The organism is Streptomyces roseirectus (assembly GCF_014489635.1).
GTDB lineage: Bacteria > Actinomycetota > Actinomycetes > Streptomycetales > Streptomycetaceae > Streptomyces > Streptomyces roseirectus.
The window spans coordinates 6,705,724-6,729,028 of sequence record NZ_CP060828.1 but is presented as its reverse complement, the minus strand read 5'-3'; the positions used below and the strand labels follow the sequence as shown (position 1 = coordinate 6,729,028).

The 23,305-nt window shown below is 71.3% G+C and carries 20 protein-coding genes and 2 pseudogenes; 16 read left to right on the top strand and 6 right to left on the bottom strand.

All coding sequences use genetic code 11. The annotated features are described in order from the left end of the window. The first annotated feature begins 547 nt into the window (after positions 1-547). The 6 genes from IAG44_RS28815 (at position 548) to IAG44_RS28790 (ending at position 6,856) form a co-directional block, all read left to right on the top strand. Positions 548-1,627, top strand: a complete 1,080-nt coding sequence (locus IAG44_RS28815) for a FecCD family ABC transporter permease (RefSeq protein WP_187749981.1) — start codon at positions 548-550, stop codon at positions 1,625-1,627. Positions 1,628-1,727: 100 nt separating this feature from the next. Next, positions 1,728-2,540 (top strand): heme ABC transporter ATP-binding protein, encoded by an 813-nt coding sequence (locus IAG44_RS28810; RefSeq protein ID WP_187749980.1) that lies wholly within the window; start codon positions 1,728-1,730, stop codon positions 2,538-2,540. Between the two features lie 130 nt (positions 2,541-2,670). Then, positions 2,671-3,810, top strand: coding sequence for an iron uptake system protein EfeO (gene efeO / locus IAG44_RS28805; RefSeq protein WP_187749979.1), 1,140 nt, complete (start codon positions 2,671-2,673; stop codon positions 3,808-3,810). A gap of 9 nt (positions 3,811-3,819) precedes the next feature. Further along, positions 3,820-5,040: an iron uptake transporter deferrochelatase/peroxidase subunit gene (efeB, locus tag IAG44_RS28800; protein ID WP_187749978.1), complete on the top strand. Its 1,221-nt coding sequence runs from the start codon at positions 3,820-3,822 to the stop codon at positions 5,038-5,040. Positions 5,041-5,043: 3 nt separating this feature from the next. Then, positions 5,044-5,898 carry an iron uptake transporter permease EfeU gene (gene efeU / locus IAG44_RS28795; RefSeq protein ID WP_187749977.1) on the top strand — a complete coding sequence of 285 codons (855 nt, stop codon included), beginning with the start codon at positions 5,044-5,046 and terminating at the stop codon, positions 5,896-5,898. Next, the gene (locus IAG44_RS28790; protein ID WP_187749976.1) at positions 5,876-6,856 is read left to right on the top strand and encodes an SCO2278 family lipoprotein; all 981 of its coding nucleotides are present in this window, start codon (positions 5,876-5,878) and stop codon (positions 6,854-6,856) included. The genes efeU and IAG44_RS28790 overlap by 23 nt, the downstream gene beginning before the upstream one ends. A gap of 12 nt (positions 6,857-6,868) precedes the next feature. Here the strand turns inward: IAG44_RS28790 and IAG44_RS28785 are convergent, their stop codons facing one another. From IAG44_RS28785 to IAG44_RS28775, 3 genes are all read right to left on the bottom strand, one after another. Beyond that, entirely contained in the window at positions 6,869-7,594 is a 726-nt protein-coding gene (locus IAG44_RS28785) for a bifunctional DNA primase/polymerase (protein WP_187749975.1), read from the bottom strand. Positions 7,595-8,127: 533 nt separating this feature from the next. Continuing rightward, positions 8,128-8,775 carry a TetR/AcrR family transcriptional regulator gene (locus tag IAG44_RS28780; RefSeq protein WP_187749974.1) on the bottom strand — a complete coding sequence of 216 codons (648 nt, stop codon included), beginning with the start codon at positions 8,773-8,775 and terminating at the stop codon, positions 8,128-8,130. Positions 8,776-9,328: 553 nt separating this feature from the next. Next, on the bottom strand, positions 9,329-10,330 hold the full coding sequence (locus IAG44_RS28775) for a Gfo/Idh/MocA family protein (protein WP_187749973.1): 1,002 nt from the start codon (positions 10,328-10,330) through the stop codon (positions 9,329-9,331). 96 nt (positions 10,331-10,426) lie between these two features. On the opposite strand from IAG44_RS28775, the gene IAG44_RS28770 reads away from it, so the two are divergent. The 4 genes from IAG44_RS28770 (at position 10,427) to IAG44_RS28750 (ending at position 14,968) form a co-directional block, all read left to right on the top strand. Continuing rightward, the gene (locus tag IAG44_RS28770) at positions 10,427-11,839 is read left to right on the top strand and encodes a multidrug effflux MFS transporter (protein ID WP_246562155.1); all 1,413 of its coding nucleotides are present in this window, start codon (positions 10,427-10,429) and stop codon (positions 11,837-11,839) included. Positions 11,840-11,880: 41 nt separating this feature from the next. Continuing rightward, positions 11,881-13,083, top strand: a complete 1,203-nt coding sequence (locus tag IAG44_RS28760; protein ID WP_246564552.1) for a serine hydrolase domain-containing protein — start codon at positions 11,881-11,883, stop codon at positions 13,081-13,083. A gap of 107 nt (positions 13,084-13,190) precedes the next feature. Beyond that, entirely contained in the window at positions 13,191-14,231 is a 1,041-nt protein-coding gene (locus IAG44_RS28755) for a small ribosomal subunit Rsm22 family protein (RefSeq protein WP_187749972.1), read from the top strand. Next, complete coding sequence (locus IAG44_RS28750; RefSeq protein ID WP_187749971.1) at positions 14,228-14,968, top strand: SDR family oxidoreductase; 741 nt, start codon at positions 14,228-14,230, stop codon at positions 14,966-14,968. Before IAG44_RS28755 ends, IAG44_RS28750 begins: the two co-directional genes overlap by 4 nt. Before the next feature lie 232 nt (positions 14,969-15,200). Here IAG44_RS28750 and IAG44_RS28745 read toward each other — a convergent pair whose 3' ends face one another. After that, positions 15,201-16,169, bottom strand: coding sequence for a D-alanyl-D-alanine carboxypeptidase family protein (locus IAG44_RS28745; RefSeq protein ID WP_187749970.1), 969 nt, complete (start codon positions 16,167-16,169; stop codon positions 15,201-15,203). 220 nt (positions 16,170-16,389) lie between these two features. Next, positions 16,390-16,601 (bottom strand): annotated as a pseudogene (locus IAG44_RS28740) (aldo/keto reductase); the annotation flags it as partial. A 48-nt stretch (positions 16,602-16,649) separates the two neighbouring features. Here IAG44_RS28740 and IAG44_RS28735 point away from each other — a divergent pair. From IAG44_RS28735 to IAG44_RS28720, 4 genes and pseudogenes are all read left to right on the top strand, one after another. Next, positions 16,650-17,152, top strand: a pseudogene (locus IAG44_RS28735) (DoxX family membrane protein). A gap of 141 nt (positions 17,153-17,293) precedes the next feature. Further along, the gene (locus IAG44_RS28730) at positions 17,294-17,680 is read left to right on the top strand and encodes a hypothetical protein (RefSeq protein ID WP_187749969.1); all 387 of its coding nucleotides are present in this window, start codon (positions 17,294-17,296) and stop codon (positions 17,678-17,680) included. A 70-nt stretch (positions 17,681-17,750) separates the two neighbouring features. Then, entirely contained in the window at positions 17,751-18,485 is a 735-nt protein-coding gene (locus IAG44_RS28725) for a thioredoxin-like domain-containing protein (RefSeq protein ID WP_187749968.1), read from the top strand. Then, positions 18,482-19,099, top strand: coding sequence for a DUF305 domain-containing protein (locus tag IAG44_RS28720; RefSeq protein ID WP_187749967.1), 618 nt, complete (start codon positions 18,482-18,484; stop codon positions 19,097-19,099). Before IAG44_RS28725 ends, IAG44_RS28720 begins: the two co-directional genes overlap by 4 nt. Before the next feature lie 127 nt (positions 19,100-19,226). On the opposite strand, the gene IAG44_RS28715 is transcribed toward IAG44_RS28720, so the two are convergent. Further along, entirely contained in the window at positions 19,227-20,585 is a 1,359-nt protein-coding gene (locus tag IAG44_RS28715; protein ID WP_187749966.1) for an alpha/beta hydrolase, read from the bottom strand. 436 nt (positions 20,586-21,021) lie between these two features. Here IAG44_RS28715 and IAG44_RS28710 point away from each other — a divergent pair, with 436 nt between their 5' ends. Then, the gene (locus tag IAG44_RS28710) at positions 21,022-21,495 is read left to right on the top strand and encodes a hypothetical protein (RefSeq protein ID WP_187749965.1); all 474 of its coding nucleotides are present in this window, start codon (positions 21,022-21,024) and stop codon (positions 21,493-21,495) included. 91 nt (positions 21,496-21,586) lie between these two features. Further along, positions 21,587-22,996: an IS701 family transposase gene (locus IAG44_RS28705; RefSeq protein WP_187748242.1), complete on the top strand. Its 1,410-nt coding sequence runs from the start codon at positions 21,587-21,589 to the stop codon at positions 22,994-22,996. The last annotated feature ends 309 nt before the right edge of the window (positions 22,997-23,305 follow it).

Genomic DNA, 23,305 nt, shown 5'->3' with positions numbered 1-23,305 from the left:
CACCACGCACGGCGGCGTGCCGCCCTCCTCCAGCGCCGCGATCGCCCGGTCGTGGCCGTCGAGCAGCAGCCAGCCGTCGAACGCCGTGACCCACCACAGGAGGACCGGGGCGAGGGTGCCTTCGCGGGCGCGCTTCCGGTACGCCTTGACGCGGGGCGCGTCCGGCGGGGAGAGGGGGCGCAGGGGGATGACGCCGTGCCAGCCCTGGGCGGACCAGTCGAGGTGGGCCGCCGGCCAGGTGCGGACGAGGTCGGGGGCGTGCCAGACGTACGCCGTCGAGGCGGGTCAAGTGGACGCCCTGGTTGAGGCGTTCGACCTTCGCCAGCAGGACGACGCGGGCGTTCTGGCGGAGGAGGATGCGGCCGCCGTCAGCCGTTTCGAAGCGGAGGCGGGGGTGGGGGGGAGGTGTGGTTCAGGGTCAGGGCGTGGGGGCCCAGGGGTTCGCGGTGGGGTTGGGGCATGGGGGCAGTTTGAGGGATGAGGGTGGATTGATTAGGTGAGGCTAACCTAATATCTGGTGGTCGGACATGGATGGGGAGGGTGTCGGATGGCCTTGCTGGAAAAGGGTGTTGAGCCGGTGGAGAGGGTGTCGGGGGGTGGGCGGCGGCGGGAGTGGTGGCTCGGGGCGGGGCTGGTGGTGGCGTTGGTCGCGCTGGTGCCGGTCGCCGCCGGGACGGGGGCGTATCCGATTCCGTTGGGGGATGTGGTGGGGTCGGTGGGGCATCGGGTGGGGTTGTGGGGCGGGGAATTGGATCGGGTCGCGGAGTCCGTGTTGTGGAATGTGCGGTTTCCTCGGATTGTGCTGGCGTTGCTTGTGGGGGCGTCTTTGGGGTGCGCGGGGGCGCTCATGCAGGGGGTTTTCGGGAATCCGCTCGCCGAGCCCGGGGTGATCGGGATTTCTTCCGGGGCGGCGGTGGGGGCGGTTGCCGCGATTTCCCTGGGGGTGGGGTTTCTGGGGACCTGGACTGTTCCGGCGTTCGCTTTCGTCGGGGGACTCGGGACTGCTCTGCTGGTTTACGCGTTGTCCCGCAGCGGGGGTAAAGCGGAGGTGGTGACGCTCATTCTCACCGGAATCGCCGTCAACGCCTTCGGCGGTGCCCTCATCGGCCTGTTCCTGTTCTTCGCCGACACCGCCGCCGTGAATCAGATCGTGTTCTGGCAGCTCGGATCGCTGTCACAGGCGACCTGGCCCAAGGTGCTGGCCGTGCTGCCGTGCACGGTCGTGGGACTGGCGCTGGCCCCGCTCTACTCACGCCGGCTCGACCTCCTCGCCCTCGGGGAGCGGCCCGCCCGGCATCTCGGGGTCGATGTGGAGCGGCTTCGGGTGGTGCTGATCCTGGTGATCGCACTGTTGACGGCCGCCGCGGTGAGCGTTTCGGGGATCATCGGGTTCGTGGGCCTGGTCATTCCGCATCTGCTGCGGATGGCCGCCGGGCCGGGGCACCGGTTCCTGGTGCCGGTGAGCGCGTTGCTGGGGGCGTTCGTTCTGCTGGCCGCGGATCTGTCGTCGCGGACCATCGCCGCGCCCGCGGAATTGCCTTTGGGGGTGCTGACGGGGCTGCTGGGGAGCCCGTTCTTCTTCTGGCTGCTGCACCGGACTCGCCAGCGACAAGGGGGCTGGGTCTGAAGACCCTTTGAAACACGCCGACCTCGGCTCGAAAAACCCCGCCGGAAACCCCCGCCAGAAACCCCCCGTCGGAAATCCACCCACCACCCCGAAGGCCCCCATGAGACTCCCCCGCCCCCGCCCCACTCCCCCACCACCCCCCACCCCCGGCACCCTCCTCGCCGAAGCCGTCGGCCTCCATCTCGACCTCGGCCCCCGCCGCGTCCTCCACGGCGTCACCCTCCCCGTCCACGCGGGCGAACTCCTCGCGCTCGTCGGCCCCAACGGCGCCGGCAAGTCGACGCTGCTCGCGGCCCTGGCCGCCGATCTCCCCGCCGCCGACGGCGTCGTCCGCGTCCACGGCCGCCCGGCGCAGGAGTGGACCACCCCCGAACTCGCCCTGCGGCGCGCGGTGTTGCCGCAGGAGGCGGCCGTCTCGTTCCCGTTCCCCGTCGAGGACGTCGTCCGGATGGGGAGGGCGCCGCACGACACCTCGCCGGCGGAGGACGAGGTGATCATGAGAACGGCGATGGCCGCGACGGAGGTCACGCGGTTCGCGGGGCGTCCGTTCGCCGCGCTGAGCGGCGGCGAGCGGGCGAGGGTGGCGCTGGCGAGGGTGCTGGCGCAGCGGGCGCCGCTGCTGCTGCTCGACGAGCCGACGGCCGCGCTGGACCTCCGGCATCAGGAGCTGGTGCTGAGGATCTGCCGGGAGCGGGCGGCGGCGGGCGACGCCGTCGTCGTCGTGCTGCACGACCTGGGTCTCGCGGCAGCGTACGCGCACCGGGTGGCCGTGCTGCGGGAGGGGAGGGTCGCGGCGGACGGCCCGCCGGAGGAGGTGTTCACGGACGCGCTGCTGTCGGAGGTGTACGACCAGCCGATCGAGGTGATCCGGCATCCGGGGAACGGCAGCCTGCTGGTCGCCCCCAAGCGTTAACCCTTGGGTTCCCTTTGAACTCCCATTGGCGCACGCATTAGGTAAGGCTCGGTTAAGTTAGGCGAGCCTCACTAGGCCCTGTGAGCCCTGTCACGTCCTTTTTCAGCCACACCCCAACAGGAGTGCCCGTATGCGCCCCGCCAGACTCACCGTCGCCACCGCAGCCGCGACACTCGTGGCCCTGACCGCCGTCACGGGCTGTACGGAGAAGAGCGGCGCCGGGGACGGCGACCGGGTGATCAAGGTGACCGCGACGGACGACGCGTGCGAGACGTCGAGGAAGACGGTCGGCGCGGGGCACGTCGAACTCGCCGTCGAGAACAAGGGATCGAAGGTCACCGAGGTCTATCTGCTGTTCCCGGACGACCGGATCGTCTCGGAGCGGGAGAACATCGGCGCGGGCACCAGGCAGCGGCTGACCGCCGAGGTGAAGGCCGGTGAGTACGTCATCGCGTGCAAGCCCGGCATGAAGGGCAAGGGCATCCGCCAGGCCCTGTCGGTGACCGGCGCCACCACCGCGAAACGCGACCCGGCCCTCGACAAGGCCGTGGCCGAATACCGCCGCTACGCGCAGGAGCAGGCCGACGCGACGCTGCCGAAGGTGAAGGTCTTCACGGACGCGATCCAGGCCGGGAACCTCGCCGCCGCGCAGTCCGCCTACGCCCCCTCGCGCATCGGCTGGGAGCGCACCGAGCCGGTCGCGGAGTCGTTCGGGGACATCGACCCGCTGGTCGACACCCGCGCGGACGGCCTGGAGCCGGGCCAGAAGTGGACGGGCTGGCACCGGCTGGAGAAGGCCCTGTGGCAGGACAAGCGGATCGGCGCCGAGGAGAAGACGCTCGCGGCGCAGCTCGTCAAGGACCTCACCGACTGGCAGAAGCGCGTCGGCACCGCCGAGATCACCCCGACCTCGATGGCCAACGGCGCCAAGGAACTCCTCGACGAGGTCGCCACCGGCAAGGTCACCGGCGAGGAGGACCGCTACTCGCACACCGACCTCGTCGACTTCAAGGCCAACGTCGAGGGCGCCCAGGAGGCGTACACCCTGCTGCGCTCCATCGCCCAGAAGAACGACCCCGCTCTGGTCACGGAGTTGGACCGGCAGTTCGCCGCGCTGAACGCCCTCCTCGACAAGTACCGTGCGGACAAGGTGTCCTACGACTTCGTCTCCTACGACAAGGTCACCGAGGCGCAGCGCAAGGAGCTGTCGGACGCGGTGAACGCGCTCGCGGAGCCGCTGTCCAAGCTCGCCGCGGCCGTGGTCAAGTAGGGCCGGGCGATGACCGAATCCCCTTCCCGCCGGGCCCTGTTGGGCTGGGGCGGCGCCGGTCTCGCGCTCGGCGCGGTCGCCGCCGGGAGCGCCGTCGCCGTCAGCGACAGCGGCGGTGACGACCACGAGCCTTCCACCGCCGTCGAGTTCCACGGCACCCACCAGGCCGGGATCGCCACGCCGGTCCAGGACCGCCTGCACTTCGCCGCGTTCGACGTCACCACCACCGAACGCGCCGAGTTCGTCCGGCTGTTGAAGGACTGGACCGAGGCCGCGCGCCGGATGGCCGCCGGACGGCCGGTCGGCGAGGGCGCGTTCGGCGGGCTCGCGGAGGCTCCGCCGGACGACACCGGCGAGGCGCTGGGGCTGAAGCCGTCGCGGCTGACGCTGACGATCGGGTTCGGGCCGTCGCTGTTCGCGAAGTTCGGCCTCGCCGGCCAGCGGCCCGAGGCACTGATCGACCTGCCGCAATTCCCCGGCGAGGCACTGGACTTGGCGCGCTCGAACGGCGACCTGTGCGTGCAGGCGTGCGCGGACGATCCGCAGGTCGCCGTGCACGCGATCCGCAACCTCGCCCGCATCGGGTTCGGCAAGGTCGTCGTGCGCTGGTCCCAACTCGGCTTCGGGAAGACCTCGTCGACGACCCCGGACGCGCAGACCCCGCGCAATCTCATGGGGTTCAAGGACGGCACCCGCAACATCGCCGGCACCGAGACGGACCGGCTGGAGAAGTTCGTGTGGGCGTCCGAGCAGGACGGCCCGGCGTGGATGGCCGGCGGCTCCTACCTCGTCGCCCGGCGGATCCGGATGCACATCGAGACATGGGACCGCACCTCGCTCCAGGAGCAGGAGGACGTCTTCGGCCGCGACAAGGGCGAGGGCGCGCCCGTCGGGAAGGCGAACGAGCACGACGAGCCGTTCCTGAAGGCGATGAAGCCCGACGCGCACGTACGGCTCGCGCACCCCGACTCCAACGGCGGCTCGACGATCCTGCGCCGGGGCTACTCCTTCACCGACGGCACCGACGGGCTCGGGCGCCTCGACGCGGGCCTGTTCTTCCTCGCGTACCAGCGCGACGTGCGCGACGGATTCGTCAGGATCCAGCGGCACTTGGCGACCGACGCGCTCAACGAGTACATCCAGCACGTCGGTTCGGCGGTGTTCGCCGTGCCGCCGGGGGTGCGGGACGCGGACGACTGGTGGGGCCGCGCCCTGTTCGAGGGGAAGTGACCTGTGTTCTCCAACTACTTGATCGGGCTGCGGGAAGGGCTTGAGGCGAGCCTCGTCGTCTGCGTCCTCATCGCCTACCTGGTGAAGACCGGGCGGCGGGACGCGCTGCGGCCGATCTGGCTCGGGGTCGCCACGGCCGTCGTGATCGCGCTCGGGTTCGGGTGCGCGCTCGAATTCGGGTCGCAGGAGCTGACGTTCGAGGCGCAGGAGGCGCTGGGCGGCTCGCTGTCGATCGTGTCGGTGGGGCTCGTGACGTGGATGGTGTTCTGGATGCGGCGCACCGCGCGGCATCTGAAGGCCGAGCTGCACGGCAAGCTGGACGCCGCGCTCGCGATGGGCACGGGCGCGCTGGTCGCGACGGCGTTCCTCGCGGTGGGCCGGGAGGGCCTGGAGACGGCCCTGTTCATCTGGACGTCCGTGCACGCGGCCGGGGACGGGACGCCGCGTCCGCTGATCGGGGCGGGGCTCGGGCTCGCCACGGCCGTCCTGCTGGGGTGGCTGTTCTACCGGGGTGCGCTGCGGATCGATCTGGCGCGGTTCTTCACCTGGACCGGCGGGATGCTGGTCGTCGTCGCGGCGGGCGTACTCGCCTACGGCGTCCACGACCTGCAGGAGGCCGACTGGGTGCCGGGGCTGACCCGGCTCGCGTTCGACATCAGCGACGCGATCCCGCCGGACAGCTGGTACGGGACGCTGCTGAAGGGCGTGTTCAACTTCCAGCCGGACCCGACCGTCCTCCAGGTCACGGTGTGGCTGCTGTACCTGGTCCCGACGCTCGCCCTGTTCCTCGCCCCGGTAGGGTTCGCCTCCGGGAAGAGGAAGGTGAAGTCACCTGATGATCAGGCTGCGCAGGCGTGACCGGAACGCGCTCATAGCGGTCGTGCTGACCGGTGTGTCCCTCTCGGCGAGCGGTTGTGTGGTGATCCACGGGGAACGCGAGGTCGTCCCGACCACCACCCCGGCCGAAGCCGCCGAAGCGGTGCGGGAGTTCACGGCGGCGTACAACAAGGCCGACAAGGCGTACGACAGTTCGCTGGACGCGGCGTACACGACCGGGCCGCTCGGGGTCATCGACGCGGCGCGGCTCAAGGCCGGCAGGATCACCGACCCGGGCGGCAACCCCAACCACCAGCCGCTGGCGCTGTCGGACGTCAAGGTCACCATCCCCAAGAAGGCCGGCTGGCCGCGCTGGTTCGTCGCCGACTCGCAGGCCAACCGGGGCGGTTCGTCGCGCTGGCTGATGGTGTTCACCCGCAACGACGTCGCCGAGCCCTGGCAGGCGGCGTACCTGACGCTCGTCGCGCCGGACGCGCTACCCGCGTTCAAGAGGGACGCGGACGGCTACGCGGAGGCCGTCTCCCTGGACGCGCCCGAACTCTCCGTGTCGCCGGGCAGGTTGAGCGCGTCGTACGCCGAGTACCTGGGGACCGGGCAGGGGTTGTTCGCCGACGGGGCGTACACGAGCGTGCTGCGGAGCGCGCGGGAGAAGGCCACGCGGCCGGGGCTCGCGACGCAGTACATCGACGAGCCGCTGAACGACAGCGACTACCGGCCGGTCGCACTGCGGGCCGCCGACGGCGGTGCCGTCGTCTTCTTCTCCGGGCACAACTACACGAAGCAGACGGCTGCCGCCGGGACGGCCGTGCCGGCGCCGAACGCGAGCGTGAAGGCTCTGACGACCGGTGAGGTCAAGCAGTCGCTGACGATGGAGTTCGTGTCGAATGTCGTCGCCGTCGATCCGATGAAGGGGGTCGGGGACGGGAAGGTGAAGCTGCTGAGCCGGGTGGAGGGGCTGACCGGGGCGAAGGGGGAGTGAGCCCCGTAGTACTCAGGTACCCAGGGGCCAGGACGCCGGGGTTTCGTCGGGGGCGTACCTCGCGCAGGCGTCCGTCAGGACCTCCAGCAGGCTGAGCGGGTCGGGGAGGGTGTACTCCGGGCCGCGTACCCAGTGGACCGAGCGGCTGTCGTCGCCGGGGAGGCGGGCCGGGGGGACCAGGACGTAGGAGCCGCGGCAGTGCCAGCGCAGGCCGGGGTGTTCGTCCATCGTCTCGGGGTGGCAGTCGAGTTCGCAGGGCCACCACTCGTCCTCGTCCTCGGGGGTGCCCCGGGTGAGGGTGAAGAACAGGAGGCGGCCGTCGTCGGACTCGGCGACCGGGCCGACGTCCACACCGGCGGCGAGCAGGCGGTCCAGGGCGTCGCGGCCGGCGTCCAGGGGGACGTCCAGGACGTCGTGGGTCGTGCCGGTCGCGGTGATGAAGTTGGCCTGGGGCTGGTGGCGGGCCCAGCGTTCGATCTGCGCGTGGTCGGTCGTCGACTGCGTCTGCCAGGCGAAGGAGACGGGGTGGCGGGCGGGGGTCGGACAGCCCACGCGGTCGCAGGAACAGCCGTAGCCCGGGGCCGGGTGCGCGGCGGGGGCCAGCGGGAGGCCCGCCCCTGCGGCGGCCAGCAGCAGCGCCTCGCGGTCGCCGCCGGCGCCGGTCTCGGGGACGTCCTTACGCAGCCACTGGGCCAGCCTGACCCTCAGACCGATCCTGCCGATCGCCTCCGCGCTCATCTGTCCCCTCGCGTCGCTGTGGTGGGCACAGCATGCCTCATCGTGCCGGTGCGAGGGGAACCGGGGGGTCTTGTCGGGACATAAGCCCCAGGGTGGGGGTCGGGGTGGGTCGTGACGGCTCCGGGGCGGGGTGAGGTCGGGGCCGGGGCGGGTCTCGGGCCTGGTTCGGAGGGGGCGTTCCGTCGGGCTGGCGGACGGGGAGCGGGGTGGTCGGGGGTGGTGTCGGGGGCTCGCCGGGGTGGGTGAGGTTGGTGGGGTGTTGACGGGGTTGCCGACGGGTGGGTACGCCCGCGCCGGACGCGCCCCGCCGCGGCCTCGGGGCAGGGCGGCGGGTGGGGTGTGCGGCGCCGGGCGTCGCCGCCGCGACCTGCGGAGGTGTCGTCGTGGACCGCCCGTGTCACTCGGTGGGACGAGGAGGCTCGGGGCGGTTCGGGGTGGGCTCGGGGTTCGGCTCAGGGGTGGGCTCGGGGCCGGGTTCGGGGGTGGCTCAGGGTCGGGTTCAGGGGTGACTCAGGGGCGGCTCAAGGCCGGGTTCAGCGCGGGGCGATGCCGTGCAGGGCGTAGTCGACGAGGGTGTCCGTGTAGGTGTGGGTGAGTTCTCCCGTGCGCTGGAGCCAGCGTTGGGCGACCGGGGCGACGAAGAGTTCGAGGGCGATACGGGGATCGATCTCCGGCCTCAACTGGCCCGCCTCACGCGCGGATCGCAGCCTCTCGACGTACAACTCGAAATTGGGTTCCAGCAACTTGGCTACGACGGTCCGCCCCAGTTTCTCGTCGACCAGGCCCTCGGCGGTGAGGGCGCGGGCGGGGGCGTCGAAGCGGGGGTCGAGGAGGTTGTCGACAGTGGCGCGGAGGACGAGTTTGAGGTCGGCGGAGAGGTCACCGGTGTCGGGAATCCCCTGAGGACCATCCAAGGCTCCCCCTGTCATACCCGTAGTCCCCTGAAGGGTCCCCTCCCCCACCTGCTGCTCCCCCAGATCCAGGAACGCCTCCAGCAACACGTCCGCCTTCGACCCCCACCAGCGGTAGATCGTCTGCTTCCCGACCCCGGCACGCGCGGCGATCCCCTCAATGGTCGTCTTCGCGTAACCACTCTCCGCGACGAGCCCAAGGGCAGCGGCATAGATGGCACGGCGCGAGGTCTCACTCCGCCGGGAGGCATCGGGTGTTCTGGGCGACATGGGCCCAGATTAAATCCGCCCGGCGTGCGGGTGAGCGGGGGCAGCGACGTCCTGAGCCTGGGCAACCGTCCACCCCGTCGCTCCGCACGGAGCCCAGACACCCCCCACGACGCTCCCACCCCTCGGCCCACGCCCCAGACTCCCGGCCCTCGACCGTCCCCGAGCGGCCGTCCCACCAGTTGGCGCGAGCAGCCCACCACGACACGACGCCTGCACGAATCGCGGCGGCGACGGGCACGCCCATTCCCTTTCGAGTAGAGCCCGAACTGGGCTCGTGGCCTCCGGGACCGGTATGGCTCGTCGCCCTCCTTCGCGCGACCGCGCGCCCCGGTCCGGCGTCCTTTCTCCTCGGCCTCCCAGTTCCCAGCCGGGAGTGCCCCACCGCGTCGGCGCCCGCCTCCGCCCCGCGACTGCGCGACCCGGCTCCGGCCCTCGCGGTCCCGGTCGCCGGCTCCCGGCCTCGGTCCTCGTCCCCTCTTCTCGGCCTCCCGGCCCCGGCAGGGCGGTGCCCCACCGCCCCGCGCCCCGGTCCAGTGCCCCTCCGCCGGGCGGGCTACGCCGGCTCGCCCGGGTAGCGGACGCCGGTCTGTGCGCGGGCCGCGTCCAGGGTGCGCATGACCGCGAGGGTGCCGTCGAGGGGGACGAGGGGGGATTCGCGTTCGTCGGCGCGGAGGGCGCGCATGACTTCGCGGGCCTCGTGGCGGAAGCTCTGTGCGGGGCCCTCGGCGGGGTCGTGGGTGAACTCCTCGGGGTCGCGGCCTACGCGGTGAAGGACGAAGCGGTCGGCGTAGAAGAAGCCGTTCGGGATGTCGATGCGGCCCTTGGTGCCGGTGATGGACGCCGAGACGGGCGTCCCGCCGACGACGGAGCAGTGCAGCGCGGCGAGCGCGCCGGAGTCCCAGGAGAGGGCGAGGGCGGTCTGGAGGTCGACGCCCTCGGGCGAGAGGACGGCGCGCGCGGAGACGCCGGAGGGCTCGCCGAGGAAGAGGTGCGCGAGGGAGACGGGGTAGACGCCGAGGTCGAGCAGCGCGCCGCCGCCCTGCGCGGGGTCCCTCAGCCGGTGGGCCGGCGAGAAGGGCCCTTCGAGCCCGAAGTCGGCCTGGACGGTGCGGACTTCGCCGATCGTCCCGTCGTCCACGACGGCCTTGAGCCGGCGGATGACCGGGTTGCAGTACATCCACATCGCCTCCATGAGGAAGCGGTCGTGGGCGCGCGCGAGGGCGACCAGTTCCTCGGCCTCGCGCACGTTCAGCGTGAACGGCTTCTCGCACAGCACGTGCCGCCCGGCCTCCAGGCAGAGCCCGGCGGCGGCCCGGTGCGCGGAGTGCGGCGTCGCGACGTACACGACGTCGACGTCCGCGTCGGCGGCGAGCGAGGCCCAGTCGCCGTACGCGCGCGGGATGCCGAACCGCTCCGCGAACGTCTTCGCGCCCTCCTCCGTCCGCGAGGCGACCGCGACGACCTCCGCGTCGGGCAGGTCGATCAGATCCGCCGTGAAGGCGGCGGCTATCCCGCCGGTCGCCAGGATTCCCCACCGCACGCTGTCCGCCGTCATCGAACCCACGCTTCCGTCCACTGCCCGGACGTTCTGTCCGGGTGCTCCGTCGAGCTGAGAGCATAGGCGGCGGACAGGGATCAGAGGGAGGGGCACATGCCCGAGACCGGGGCACCGATATCGAGGGCGGCGCGGACGTCCGCGTCGCCGACTCTTGCCGCCAGACGCCGGACGGGGCTGCTGGTCACGCTGCTCCTCGGCGGGCTGACCGCCACTCCCCCGCTGTCGATGGACATGTACCTGCCGGCGCTGCCGGAGGTCACCGACTCGCTGCACGCCCCGGCCGCGACCGTGCAGCTGACGCTCACCGCGTGTCTGGCGGGCATGGCGCTGGGGCAGCTGGTCGTCGGGCCGATGAGCGACCGGTGGGGGCGGCGCCGGCCGCTGCTGGCCGGGCTCGTCCTGTACGTCGTCGCCACCGCGCTGTGCGCGCTCGCCCCGAACGTCGAGACGCTGGTCGCCTTCCGGCTCGTCCAGGGGCTCGCGGGCGCGGCGGGGATCGTCATCGCGCGGGCGGTGACACGTGACCTGTACGACGGCGACGCGATGGCGCGGTTCTTCTCGACCCTGATGCTGATCTCGGGGATCGCCCCGATCGTGGCGCCGCTGATCGGCGGGCAGATCCTGCGGTTCACGGACTGGCGGGGCGTGTTCGTCGTCCTCATCGGGGTCGGGGTGCTGCTGACGGCGGTCGTGTGGGTGCGGCTGCCGGAGACGCTGGAGCCCGCCGACCGGCACGAGGGCGGGGTGGGCGAGGCGCTGCGCTCGATGCGGGGGCTGCTCGCCGACACGCCGTTCTCGGGGTACATGCTGACCGGCGGTTTCGCGTTCGCCGCGCTGTTCGCGTACATCTCGGCGTCGCCGTTCGTGGTCCAGGAGATCTACGGGGCGTCCCCGCAGACGTACAGCCTGCTGTTCGGGGTCAACTCGGTCGGGCTGATGATCGTCGGGCAGGTCAACGGGAAGGTGCTGGTCGGGCGGGTGCGGCTGGACCGGGTGCTCGGGGCGGGGCTCCTGGTGATCGCCGCGGCGTCGGTGGCGCTGCTGCTGATGACGTCGGGGGTCTTCGGGGACGTCGGGCTCGTGCCGGTCGCCGTCGCGCTGTTCGTCCTCATGTCCGCGATGGGTCTTGCGCTGCCGAACGCGCAGACGCTCGCGTTGCTGCGGACGAAGCACTCCGCGGGGTCGGCGTCCGCGCTGCTCGGGACGTCGTCGTTCCTCGTGGGGGCGGTGGCCTCGCCGTTGGTGGGGGTGGCGGGGGAGCATACGGCCGTGCCGATGGCGGTGGTGCAGGTGGTGGCTTCGGTGGTGGCGCTGGGGTGCTTCGTGGGGATGTGCGGGCCGTGGGCGGGGGGTGCCGGTGCCGGTGCCGGTAGTACGGGTAGTACGGGTACGGGTGGTGCGGGTGCCGGTGCGGGCGCGGGTGGTACGGGTGCGGGTACTACGGGCGCGAGTGCGGGTACTACGGGTACTACGCATGCTTCTGACGCCGAGGGAGCTGACAGCTGAGCGCGCCGAGACTTCGCCCCGACGCCCCCGCGCGTGCCTGTCTGGACGCGGGGGAGCTGGGGCTTCTCGTCGACGAGGTCCACGCGCTGGTCGCCGGGCCGCATCCGTGGGCGGCGGGCGTGGTGGTCTTCGCGGGGCGGGGGCCGGTGGTGGCGGTACGGGAGGCCGTGGGGTGGGCGGTCCGGTTCGCTTCGTACGGGGGTGAGGTGTCCGGGGGCGCTGCGGAGGGGGGTGACGCGGACGAAGGTGATGCGGACGGGGGTGACGCGGGGGGCGGTGGTGAGGCGGGGGACGGTGGTGAGGCGAGGGGCGGCGGCAGGGGCGCCGGCGTCGAGTTGCCGGTGGACGAGCGCGTGCCGATGACGTTGGAGACGCCGTTCGACCTCGCGTCGCTGACCAAGCTGTTCACGTCGGTCGCGGCGGTCCAGCAGATCGAGCGGGGCCGGCTCGGGATCGACGCGCCGGTGAGCGGTTACCTGCCCGACTTCGAGGGCGTCCGGCGGTACGGGACGACGATCAGGCACCTGCTCACCCATACTTCGGGACTACGCCCCGAACTCCCCCTGTACGCGTACGCCGACGACACCGAGCGGCTGGCGGCGCTGCGCGCGGAGGAGCCGGTGGGCGAACCCGGCGCCTACCTCTACTCCGACCTGAACATGCTGGTCCTGCAGCAGGTGCTGGAGCGGATCACCGGGCGCACCCTCGACGTCCTCGTCCACGAGGGGATCACCCGGCCGCTGGGGATGGCGTCCACCGACTTCGGGCCCTGCCCCGGCGCCGCCGCGACCGAGGACCAGCGGCGGCCCTGGGGAAAGGTGGACCGGGGGATGCTGCGGGGCGAGGTGCACGACGAGAACGCGTGGGCGCTCGGCGGGGTGGCCGGTCACGCCGGGCTGTTCTCGACGGCGCGGGACCTGGCCGTATTCTGCCGGACGCTGCTGAACGGGGGGTCGTACGGGACCGCGCGGATCCTCGGCGGTGCCTACGTCGACCTGCTGCTCGATCCGCCGGGGCTGGGGTTCGCGGTCGATCAGGCTTGGTTCATGGGGGAGTTGGCGGGGCGCGGGGCGGCCGGGCACACGGGGTTCACGGGGACCTCGCTGGTGGTGGACCGGGCCACGGACACGTTCCTGGTGATGCTGGCGAACACCGTGCATCCCCGGAGGCGGCAGGGCGGGAGCGGGCCCAGGGCACGGGCGGGGACACGGGTGGCTCGGGCGGTGCGGGGGTTCGGGGGGTAGGGGGGAGGGGGTGTCTCGTACGGGTGCCGGGCCGCCCCTTACGGGGTCTACGGGTACCCCGTACCCGTACGACCTGAGCGGTACCCGGGACCTGAGAGAATCACCGGGTGAACTCGGCCGAATCCCTCCGTACCGCCCTCGACTCCCTCCTCGACGGGCTGCCTCCCCGGCAGGCGGCCCAGGCGGTGGACCGGCTGATCGCCAGCTACCGGGGCGCGACCCCGACGCACACCCCGATCCTGCGCGACCGCGCGGACGTCGCCGCGTACGCCGCGTACCGCATGCCGGCGACCTTCGAGGCCGTCCGGTCGGCCCTGGAGGCGTTCGCCGAGACGGTCCCCGAGTGGACGCCGGGGCGCCATGTGGACGTCGGCGGCGGCACCGGCGCCGCGACGTGGGCGGTGGAGTCGGTGTGGCCCGGCGCGCGGGAGGTGACGGTCCTGGACTGGGCCGAGCCCGCGCTCGCCCTGGGCCGTGAGATCGCCGCCGCCAACTCCGCGCTGTCCGAGGCGCGTTGGGAGCGGGCGCGGATCGGGTCGGCACTCCGGATCCCCGAGGACACGGACCTGGTGACCGTCTCGTACGTCCTCAACGAGCTGACGCCGGCCGACCGTTCCGCCCTGCTGGCCGGGGTGAGCGCCGCCGCCTCCGTCGTGATCGTCGAGCCGGGCACGCCCGACGGATACGCGCGGATCATCGAGGCGCGGGACGCGCTGATCGCGAGCGGTCACACCGTCGCCGCGCCCTGTCCGCACAGCGCCGCCTGCCCGATCGTCCCCGGCGCCGACTGGTGTCACTTCTCGGCGCGGGTCAGCCGCTCGTCCCTGCACCGGCAGGTCAAGGGGGGTTCGCTGCCGTACGAGGACGAGAAGTTCGCGTACGTGGCGGCGACACGGGTGCCGGTGACGCCGGCCGCCTCCCGTGTCGTGCGGCGTCCGCAGCTGCGCAAGGGGCAGGTGCTGCTCGAACTGTGCGCGGCGGACGGGGAGTTGGGGCGGAGTACGGTCACCAAGCGGCATGGTGGGCTCTACAGGGCCGCGCGGGACGCGGAGTGGGGCGATGCCTGGCCGCCACCCGCCGAGCCGTCCGCCGCTGCGCCCGCCGTGCCGGGTGGCGGCGCGACGTCCGCCTACGCTTCGGAGGCATGAACTCCAAAGTCGCAGTGGTGACCGGTGCCGGTTCGGGCATCGGGCGGGCCGTCGCCGTCGAACTGGCGGGCGCGGGTTGGTCGTTGGTGCTGGTGGGGCGGCGCGCCGAGAAGCTTGAGGAGACGGCGGCGCTGGCGCCGGACGCCGCGTGCCGCGTCCTGCGGGCCGACGTGTCGCGCGAGGAGGACGTGGAGCGCGTCTTCGGTGCCGTGCCGGGGCGGCTGGATCTGCTGTTCAACAACGCGGGGACGTTCGGACCCGGGGGCGTGCCGTTCGAGGAGCTGTCGTACAAGGCGTGGCGGCATGTCGTCGACACCAATCTCAACGGGGCGTTCCTGTGCGCGCGTTCGGCGTTCCGGATGATGAAGTCCCAGGATCCGCGAGGTGGTCGGATCATCAACAACGGTTCCATCTCCGCGCACACGCCCCGGCCGCGGTCGGCGCCGTACACCGCGACCAAGCACGCGCTGACCGGGCTGACCAAGTCCCTTGCCCTGGACGGGCGTTCGTACGGCATCGCGGTCAGCCAGATCGACATCGGCAACGCGGCGACCGATATGACGGACCGGATGCGGCAGGGGGTGCTCCAGGCGAACGGCGAGGTCGCGGTGGAGCCGGTGATGGACGTCGCCGATGTGGCGCGCACCGTACGGCACATGGCGGAGCTGCCCTTGGAGGCGAACATGCAGTTCGTGACGGTGCTGGCCACGGGGATGCCGTATGCGGGGCGGGGGTGAGGCGAGACGCGTGATCCGCGCAAGCGGAATTACGTCGTCCGCCCTATTGCGGGAGTTGGCGGAACTATGCTCAACTCTTCTACACAGGAACTTCACACTTGGGTGAGGGAGTTCCGTAGGCCATTCCGAGGGGGGAAGAGGTAGTCGCCCCACGGCACCGGGTGGGGGTGGGCCTCGCGTGGGACCGCGAGGTACGCACCGGGCCGTGGGGCGTCTGCCATCAGACGGGGCATCAACTCTCTTCGCCGGGAGCCTTCTTGGTCCGTCGGTTGCGCAGCGCGTACACCCCGCCCAGCAGCGTCCCGGCCACCACTCCCCCGACGGGCAGCGTCCACCCCAGACTGGCGTCGTCGACCGCCGCTCCCGCCGAACCGGCCGCCCCGTGCGGGGAGTCGCGCGAGACCCTGGCGCCGCCCTCGCTGAGCGGTTCCGCGAGCGTGCCGACGGGTTTCACCGAACTCCCTTGCGTGAAGCCCCAGTCAAGGAGGGTGCGGGTCTCCTCGTACACGGCGTTGAGGCCGCTCCTGGGGTGCAGGACGGTGACGATCAGGGTCCGCCCGTCCCTCGTCGCCGCGCCGGTGAACGTGTTGCCCGCGTTGCTGGTGTAGCCGTTCTTGACGCCGATCATCCCGGCGTACGGCTTCACCCCGTGCGAGCCGCACAGCAGGCGGTTGGTGTTCTCGATGCCGGTGCTCCCGATCCGCGCGGTCCTGGTCCCGCAGTACGCCCGGAAGTCGGCGTTCCTGAGGCCGCTGCGGGCCATGAGGGTGAGGTCGTAGGCGGAGGAGTACTGACGGGGGTGGTCGTACCCGTCGGGGCTTACGACGTAGGTATCGAGGGCCTGGAGATCGGCGGCCTTGGCCCGCATCTCGGCGACCGACCGCTCGATCCCCCCGTTCATCGCGGCCAGCACCCGCACGGCGTCGTTCCCTGACCTCAGGAAGACCCCGTGCCACAGGTCCTCGACGCTGTACGTCACCCCCGCCCTGATCCCCACCACACTCGACCCCTCCGGCACACTCGCCAGCTCCCTCGCGGTGACCGTATGCCGCTCCGTCCGCGCGAACTTCCCCAGCAACGTGTCCGCGAACAGCATCTTCAACGTCGAAGCGGGCGCCAGCCGCAGGTGCGGGTTGTGCTCCGCGAGCACCTTCCCCGTGTCGTGGTCAGCCACGACCCAGGCGCGAGCAGTGATGTTCACCGACGGGACCGTACAGAACAAGAGTGAGAAAACACGAACCCCACCCAAAAACACACCCCATCAGCGACTTACCCCTCAAGGGGTACCTGGGATACCCCCAAAGTACGAAGGGTCCCTGAAGCCCTCCTCGTCCTCGTGCCACCGCAACGGCCCACCCACAACGAAACCGGTCATCCGACCCTCACCGATGACGTGTACGCACGTGTCGCCGTCGACGGAAACCCCACTTGGTGGCCATGACGGTATCCGCCCGCCGCTTGCCGAGCGCCCGCCTGAGAATCCGCTCGCTGTGCCCCGTGCCGTACGTATCGGCCGTGTCGAAGAACGTGACCCCGAGGTCAAGTGCCGTACGGATGGCCCGGGTCGACTCCGTGTCGTCCACCTGCCCCACCCGAGCGGCTGCCCGTCTGGCCGTGACCACTTCCCGCCGATCGCCCGTCACTCGAACGGCGTCACCCCACGGGCCACCCCCTACCCCCGATGCGACCGTGGACGTACCTGTCGTCACCCTGGGGAGCCACCGTGAGCTGTTGCACCGATCGCCGCCGAGACGTGGGCCTGCTCCTGCTCCGGCTGGGCACCGGCGGGATCCTGGCCGCGCACGGCGCACAGAAGCTGTTCGGCTGGTTCGGCGGGCACGGCCTGGAGGGCACCGGCCAGTACATGGAGTCCGTCGGCTACACCCCCGGCAAGGCGTCGGCGACGGCCGCGGGCCTCGCGGAGGCGGGCGGCGGGGCGCTGCTGGCCCTGGGCCTGGCGACCCCCGCGGCGGGCGCGGCCGCCTCTCCGTCGACCACGCCTTGGGCCACACGGCCAACCGCGCGTGGATGGTCCCGGCGGCACTGGGAGTGACGGCAGCGGTGACCTCGGTGGTGGTGGGACTACGGAACCGACGGGTACGGGGGTACGACGAGGGGGACGCCGTGCAGGAGGCGCTGTTCGAGGAGGAGGGGTACGAGGAGGCCGGGAGGTACGGGGAGTAGGGGTATCCCGTAATACTCGACCCCTGTAATACCCAGAGCCCGCAGCACCCGTAATACCCGGGCCCCGCAGCATTCGGGCCCCGTAGTACTCACGGCTCCCCCTCCCCCCGTACTCCCCCATTCGGCCGATACACTCCTTGAGTGTTCAACCGGCCCCCGACCCCCAGGCGCGGCCCCACCAGGGCCGTCTCTGTCGTGCTGGGCCTGTTGCTGGCGGTAGCCACCCTGTGGGGATGCGTGATGCACCCCGCCGAGGCGGAGGCCGAGACGGTACGGCATCTGGTCGCCGTCGCGTACGCCCCGCAGACCCCGGCGAAGGAACACGTGTGCGCGGTGCCCGGCCACAACCGGTGTCACGGCAGCAGTGGGGTGATCGCGAGGACGACGGCCCCCACCCCGCACCCGTCACCCCAGGCGCTCCCGGCGAGGGTGGACGCCCGCCCGGCGACGATCCCCACCCCCGCGCAGGCGGACCCGGCGGCCCCGCGCCCGCCCGACCTGCACGTGCTCCAGGTACTGCGGACCTAGAACGGACGTCCCTTTTCCGTCCGTTCACCGGCACATCCGCCGATTCCCGCTGTACGAAAGGCACTTCGCCATGTCCGCAGGCAACTCCAAGAAACCGACGAGCAGTTCGAGGCAGAGCCCGAAGGCGAAGCCCAGCGCCAACGCCCCCGCCCCGAAGAAGCGCCCCGGCAACAAGCCGTCCGCGAGCGAGAAGGCGGCCACCCGCCGCGCCCGAATAGAGGAGCAGCGCAAGGCGGAACGCGCGCGTGAGCGCCGCAGCCGCATCCTGACGATCTCCGTGTCGACGGTGATCGTGCTCGCGGTCGTCGCCGCCGGCGCCTGGCTGATCAGCGACGCGAACAAGAAGGAGGCCGCGCAGGCGGCCCCGGTCGCCGGCGAGAAGACGTGGAAGGACCTGTCGCAGAACCACGTCGAGGGCACGGTCAAGTACCCGATGACCCCGCCGGTCGGCGGCGACCACAACGGCGTCTGGCAGAACTGCGACGCGCAGGTCTACACGCAGCAGCTCCAGAACGAGAACGCCGTGCACTCGCTGGAGCACGGCGCGGTGTGGGTGACGTACAACGCCAAGGCCGCCGCGGCGGACGTCAAGTCGCTGACGGAGAAGGTGAAGAAGACGTCGTACACGATGATGAGCCCGTACGACGCACAGTCCTCGCCCCTCACCCTCTCCGCGTGGGGCCACCAGCTGAACGTCGACAAGGCGTCCGACCCTCGTGTGAACGAGTTCTTCGACAAGTACGTCCAGGGCGCGCAGACCCCGGAGCCGGGCGCGGCGTGCACGGGCGGCAAGGCGACGGCATGAGCGCGGCCACCTCATCAACTCGCCTCTCCCGGGCCCTGATCGGCGGCGCCCTCGTCGCCCTCCTCGCGGCGGTCGCCCTCACGGTCACGTTCCTGCGCCCGGCGCAGGCCAACGCCCCTGTGGGACCGGTCGATTCGGGCTTCGCCCGCGACATGGCCGTCCATCACCAGCAGGCCGTGGAGATGTCCTTCATCGTCCGCGACCGCACGACCGACGTCGACGTCCGGCGCCTCGCCTACGACATCATCAACACCCAGGCCAACCAACGCGGCATGCTCCTGGGCTGGTTGGACACCTGGAACGAGCCCAAGTCCTCCCAGGCGTCCCCCATGTCCTGGATGGGCCACCCCGCCTACCCGGCACACGACGGCTCCCTCATGCCCGGCATGGCCACCAACACCCAACTGAACAAACTCCGTTCCCTCTCCGGCACCCAGGCCGAGACCTACTACCTCACCCTCATGACCGCCCACCACAAGGGCGGCATCGACATGGCCCAGGGCGCCGCCCAGTCAGCAGAAACCGAACAGGTACGCCGTCTCGCCCAGGGCATGGTGAACGGCCAGAAGGCCGAACTGTCCCTGATGGCGGACATGTTGAAGAAGCGCTCCTGAACTGCCGGGTGGCCCACGTCCAGCGGATCCCGCTCGCCAACTGACCGGAGTCAACGACGTATTGGCGGCCTGGACGGAGTGGCGGCCTGCCCGTGTGCCGGGCAACGGGCAGGCCGTCGGCGTGGGTTCAGACGAGGCGTCGGACGAACGTGGCGAGGCTCTGGGTCGCCGTGTTCTTGGCGGTCGCCGCGAACAGCGGGTCGAGGTGGTTCATGGTCGTGTCCGTCTGGAAGGAGGTGAAGGGTACCCGGGAGGCGGAGGCGAGTTTCTGGGCCGCGGTGACGGCCGTGCCCTGGTAGGCGCTGGTCTGGAAGGCGAAGAGGGGGACGTCGATGCCGGTGGCGTGCTGGATGCGCAGGCCGAGGGAGCGGGTGACGTCCGTGTCGGCGAAGACGTCCGCGGCGTCGAGGTCGACGGAGAGGCGGGCGGGCCAGTACCACTGCCAGACGGTCGGCTCGGGGCCGGCGTAGGCGGTGGCGACGCGGGAGATGGGGGTGATGCCCGTGTCGGTCCAGTCGCCGGTGGCGGAGAACGTGCCCGAGTGGACGCTGATGTCGTTGGGCCAGCCGAAGCTCTGGTCGACGAGCAGGCCCAACAGGGCTGCGTTCGTCAGGGTGTTGGCGGGGCGCAGCGCGTCCGGCAGGCGCGGCTGGAGGACCGACGTGCCGTGGGGGTCCAAGTGGGCGTACCAGCCCGCGAGTTGGTACCAGATCTGAGTGCTCTCGGAGCGGGTGCCGACGCCGACGGCGGCCAGCGACATGTCGAACACCGCGCCGCCGGAGATCGCGTCGAGGCGCTGCCTGACCTTCTCCGCCGAGTTGTCGGGAGCCTCGCCGCCGCCGTTGAACGCGCCGAGGACACCGCCGTCGATGAGCGCGAGGCCCGCGAGGTCGCGGTGGCCGGGCCGGCCGTCGAAGTCCCAGGCGGCGTAGACGGCGGCGGTGGTCGCGCCCCAGGAGTGGCCGCCGAGGATCACCTTGCGCCGGCCGCAGCAGGAGGCCGCCTCGACGACCGTCCGCAGGTCCGAAAGGGTCTGCGGCAGGCCCCAGTCGGCCATGAATCCGGAGGCCGCCGGGTCCTGGCTGTGGTAGTGGCCGTCGAGGTAGTAGGCGAGGGGGTCGGCGGTCGCGAAGCCGGCGCGGTCGGCCAGGTTCTCCTCGCGCCGGTCAACTGCCCACACCTGTACGCCGGGTACGGCCGCGACGAGGTCGCGGGCGAGGAGGCGGAAGTCGTTCGCCGCGCCGAACTGGCCGGGGACCAGGACGAGTACGGTGCCGGCGGCCGGGTCGCCGATCTGGAGTGCGTGCACCCGGTCCGACCCGGCGGGGCCGCCGCCGGCGCCGACGGGGAAGGCGACGTACGGTTCCGCCGCCGTCGAAGCCGAAGTCCCCTTGGCCGCCCAGGCGTTGCCGCCCAGCCCGGCGCCCGCCACCGCCCCGGCGGCCATGCCGCCCAGTACCGCCCTGCGTGTCACGAACCTCGTCATGTCCGGTCGCCTCCTTGAAAGTTGGAGAACATGACTACGGGGGTAGCTTCCACCATGGAGATCCTGCGGTGATCACCGGCCCCCGGCGCCGTCCGCTCGGGGAGTTGAGGGTGGAGGGACACCACCAGCGCGAGCGTGACGGACGAGGGTACGGGGCACGCAGCACGCAAGGAGACACAGAAAGCCCACGGCTGACAGAATTTGGCTTCATCATGAACGTCGCTGCAAATTCCTCACCCTTTCCCGGCTTTCGAATTCGATCGCAAAAGATGATTGACTGGATTCACTGACGGTGGTGTGATGGGGTCCCCTTCGGCGCGGTCATGAAGAGGACCACGTGAACGTATTGAAGACGTGCGAAAAGCCGGTCAAGAGGCGCGGTATTCGAATTGCGCCGAAGAAAAGAAAATCCCGTGAAATAGCCGTCGGCCGGCCTGTGAACTTCGCCGAACTCCTCGCCCGCATGGGCGAGTTCCCTCACCTCCGCTTCACCGGGAACGCCAAGCGGACCAGGGAGCTGGACGCCCAATGCATCGGCAACTGGGTCGCCGTCGCCTGGGACGCCCTCTGCGCCCTGGAGGAATACGCCGCGAGCCGGACGTCCTGCGACTTCCGCCGCTGGTGCGAAAATCTCCCCGACTCCTGCCAACACCCTTTTCCCTCAGGGAAAGTGACGATGCGCGAGTCCGAGACCGTCGCCAACCATCACGACTGGCGCCGCCAACGCACCTTCCCCGTACCCGAGTCCATCACCCCGACCGCCCGCCTCTTCATGCAGTCCCACCTCCGCATCGGCAGCGGCAACACCGTCTCCCCCCGCCTGTACTTCCACGACGACACGGCCAACTCGGGGCTGGTGTACGTGGGTTACATCGGGGCGCATCTGGACAACACGCACACCTACCGGTAGTTCGTTAAATCCGGCGGTGATGTGGGTTGACGACGGGGCGGGTCGCCCGTAGGCCGGTGGTAGGAGTCAACTGCTCTGTTGGGGGCTGGAGATGACTGCTCGCCGTCCGTGTCCGCCTGCGCCGGGGCCGTTGGAGGAGTACGCGGCCCGGTTCGACGACCTCTTCTTCAGCTTGGCTCAGCGGCGAGGTTTTCGTGAGTATCTGACCGGGTTGCTGGCGCCGCGGGAGCGGAACAAGACGATCACCTGCCTGGCCGGGGCGGAGCCGGTGGCAGGTGCGGGCACGCCGGGGGTGCAGCGGCTGCAGTTCTTCCTCTCGGAGTCGCCCTGGGAGGCCGAGGAGGTCAACGACCGGCGGCTTGAGCTGCTGCGCGAGCAGCCGGCGACCGCTCCGCATGACGGCGGGGTCATCGTGATCGACGACTCAGGGGACCGCAAGGACGGCACGGCTACCGCCAACGTGGGCCGGCAGTGGCTGGGTCGGCTGGGCAAGACGGACAACGGCATCGTCACGGTGACCACGGTGTGGACCGACGGCCGCGTGTACTACCCGCTGCACGCCCGGCCCTACACGCCCGCCCATCGCTTCGCCCGCGGCCGGTCCGACCCGGCTTTCCGCACGAAACCGCAGCTGTCCGCCGCCCTCGCGGCCCGAGCCAAAGAGGCGGGCTTCGCCTGCCGGGCGGTGGTCGCCGACTGCGCCTACTCCGTGAGCGACGACTGGTACCTCGCGCTGCGCGACGCGGGCCTTCCCTACGTCGTGGCACTCAGGCCGCACCGCGGCACCTGGGCCCGCTCCGACCAGCCGCACACCCCCATCGATGCCGCCCGCGCCCTGGCCGGTACCGACCCGGAACATCCGGGTGACTGGACACGAGTTGAGCGCCACTTCCGCGACGGGCACACCGAGACCTGGTGGGCCGCGGATACCCGCCTGGGCGGCTACGGACCCGACTCCCCGTGCCGCCTGGTGGTGGCCACCACCGATCCGGGTGTGCTGCCGGAGAAGGCCACCTGGTTCCTGGCCACCAACCTGCCCCACCCCGACGCCCCGCACGCCGACACCAGCCCACACCCGTCGGCCGACCTCGCCGAAATCGTGCGGCTCTACGGGCTGCGGCCGTGGATCGAGCAGAGCTACAAGCAGATCAAGGACGAACTCGGCTGGGCCGACTTCCAAGTCCGCTCCGACCGCGCCATCCGCCGCCACCAGACCCTGGTCAACTGCGCCTTCTCCTTCTGCTGGGACCAGTGGTTCGCACCGCCCGGACCACTTGATGCCACCGCGCCGGATCCGTGCCCTGATGACGGGCCAGAGAGGGGGCCCAGCCGCACCCCACCAGCACCAACAGCCTTGCTGGCCCAGGGCCTTACGGGCCGTCCGTTCCTGGCTCACCCCCGCCGTCACCCTCCACCGGTGGTGGCAAGCCTGGACGGACAAGGACCCACCCTCCGAGCTCCAGGCCCTGATCGACGCAGTCACGGCCGGACACGGCCTTGACCTCTACTACCGGATTTAACGAACTACCGGTAGTCGGACCACGGCGCTTCCGAAGCCCTGGACGGCGGCAGGAAGCGACGCCTTTTCCGTTCCAGGCGACGGCGAGTTCGTCGCGGACTACGGGGACCAGCGCGTGGACTCAGGACAAGACCTCGGCGCCGGTCTGCGGATCCTGATCGACGGCATCCGGCCAGGCGGACGCGTCGGGCAACGACCGCAGCGATGCCTCCGGGCTCAGCTGTGCGTCCCGTGTGTGCGTAAGGCGACGGAGTTGCCGACCATGTCGTAGGCCCGTAGGGACCAGGCCGA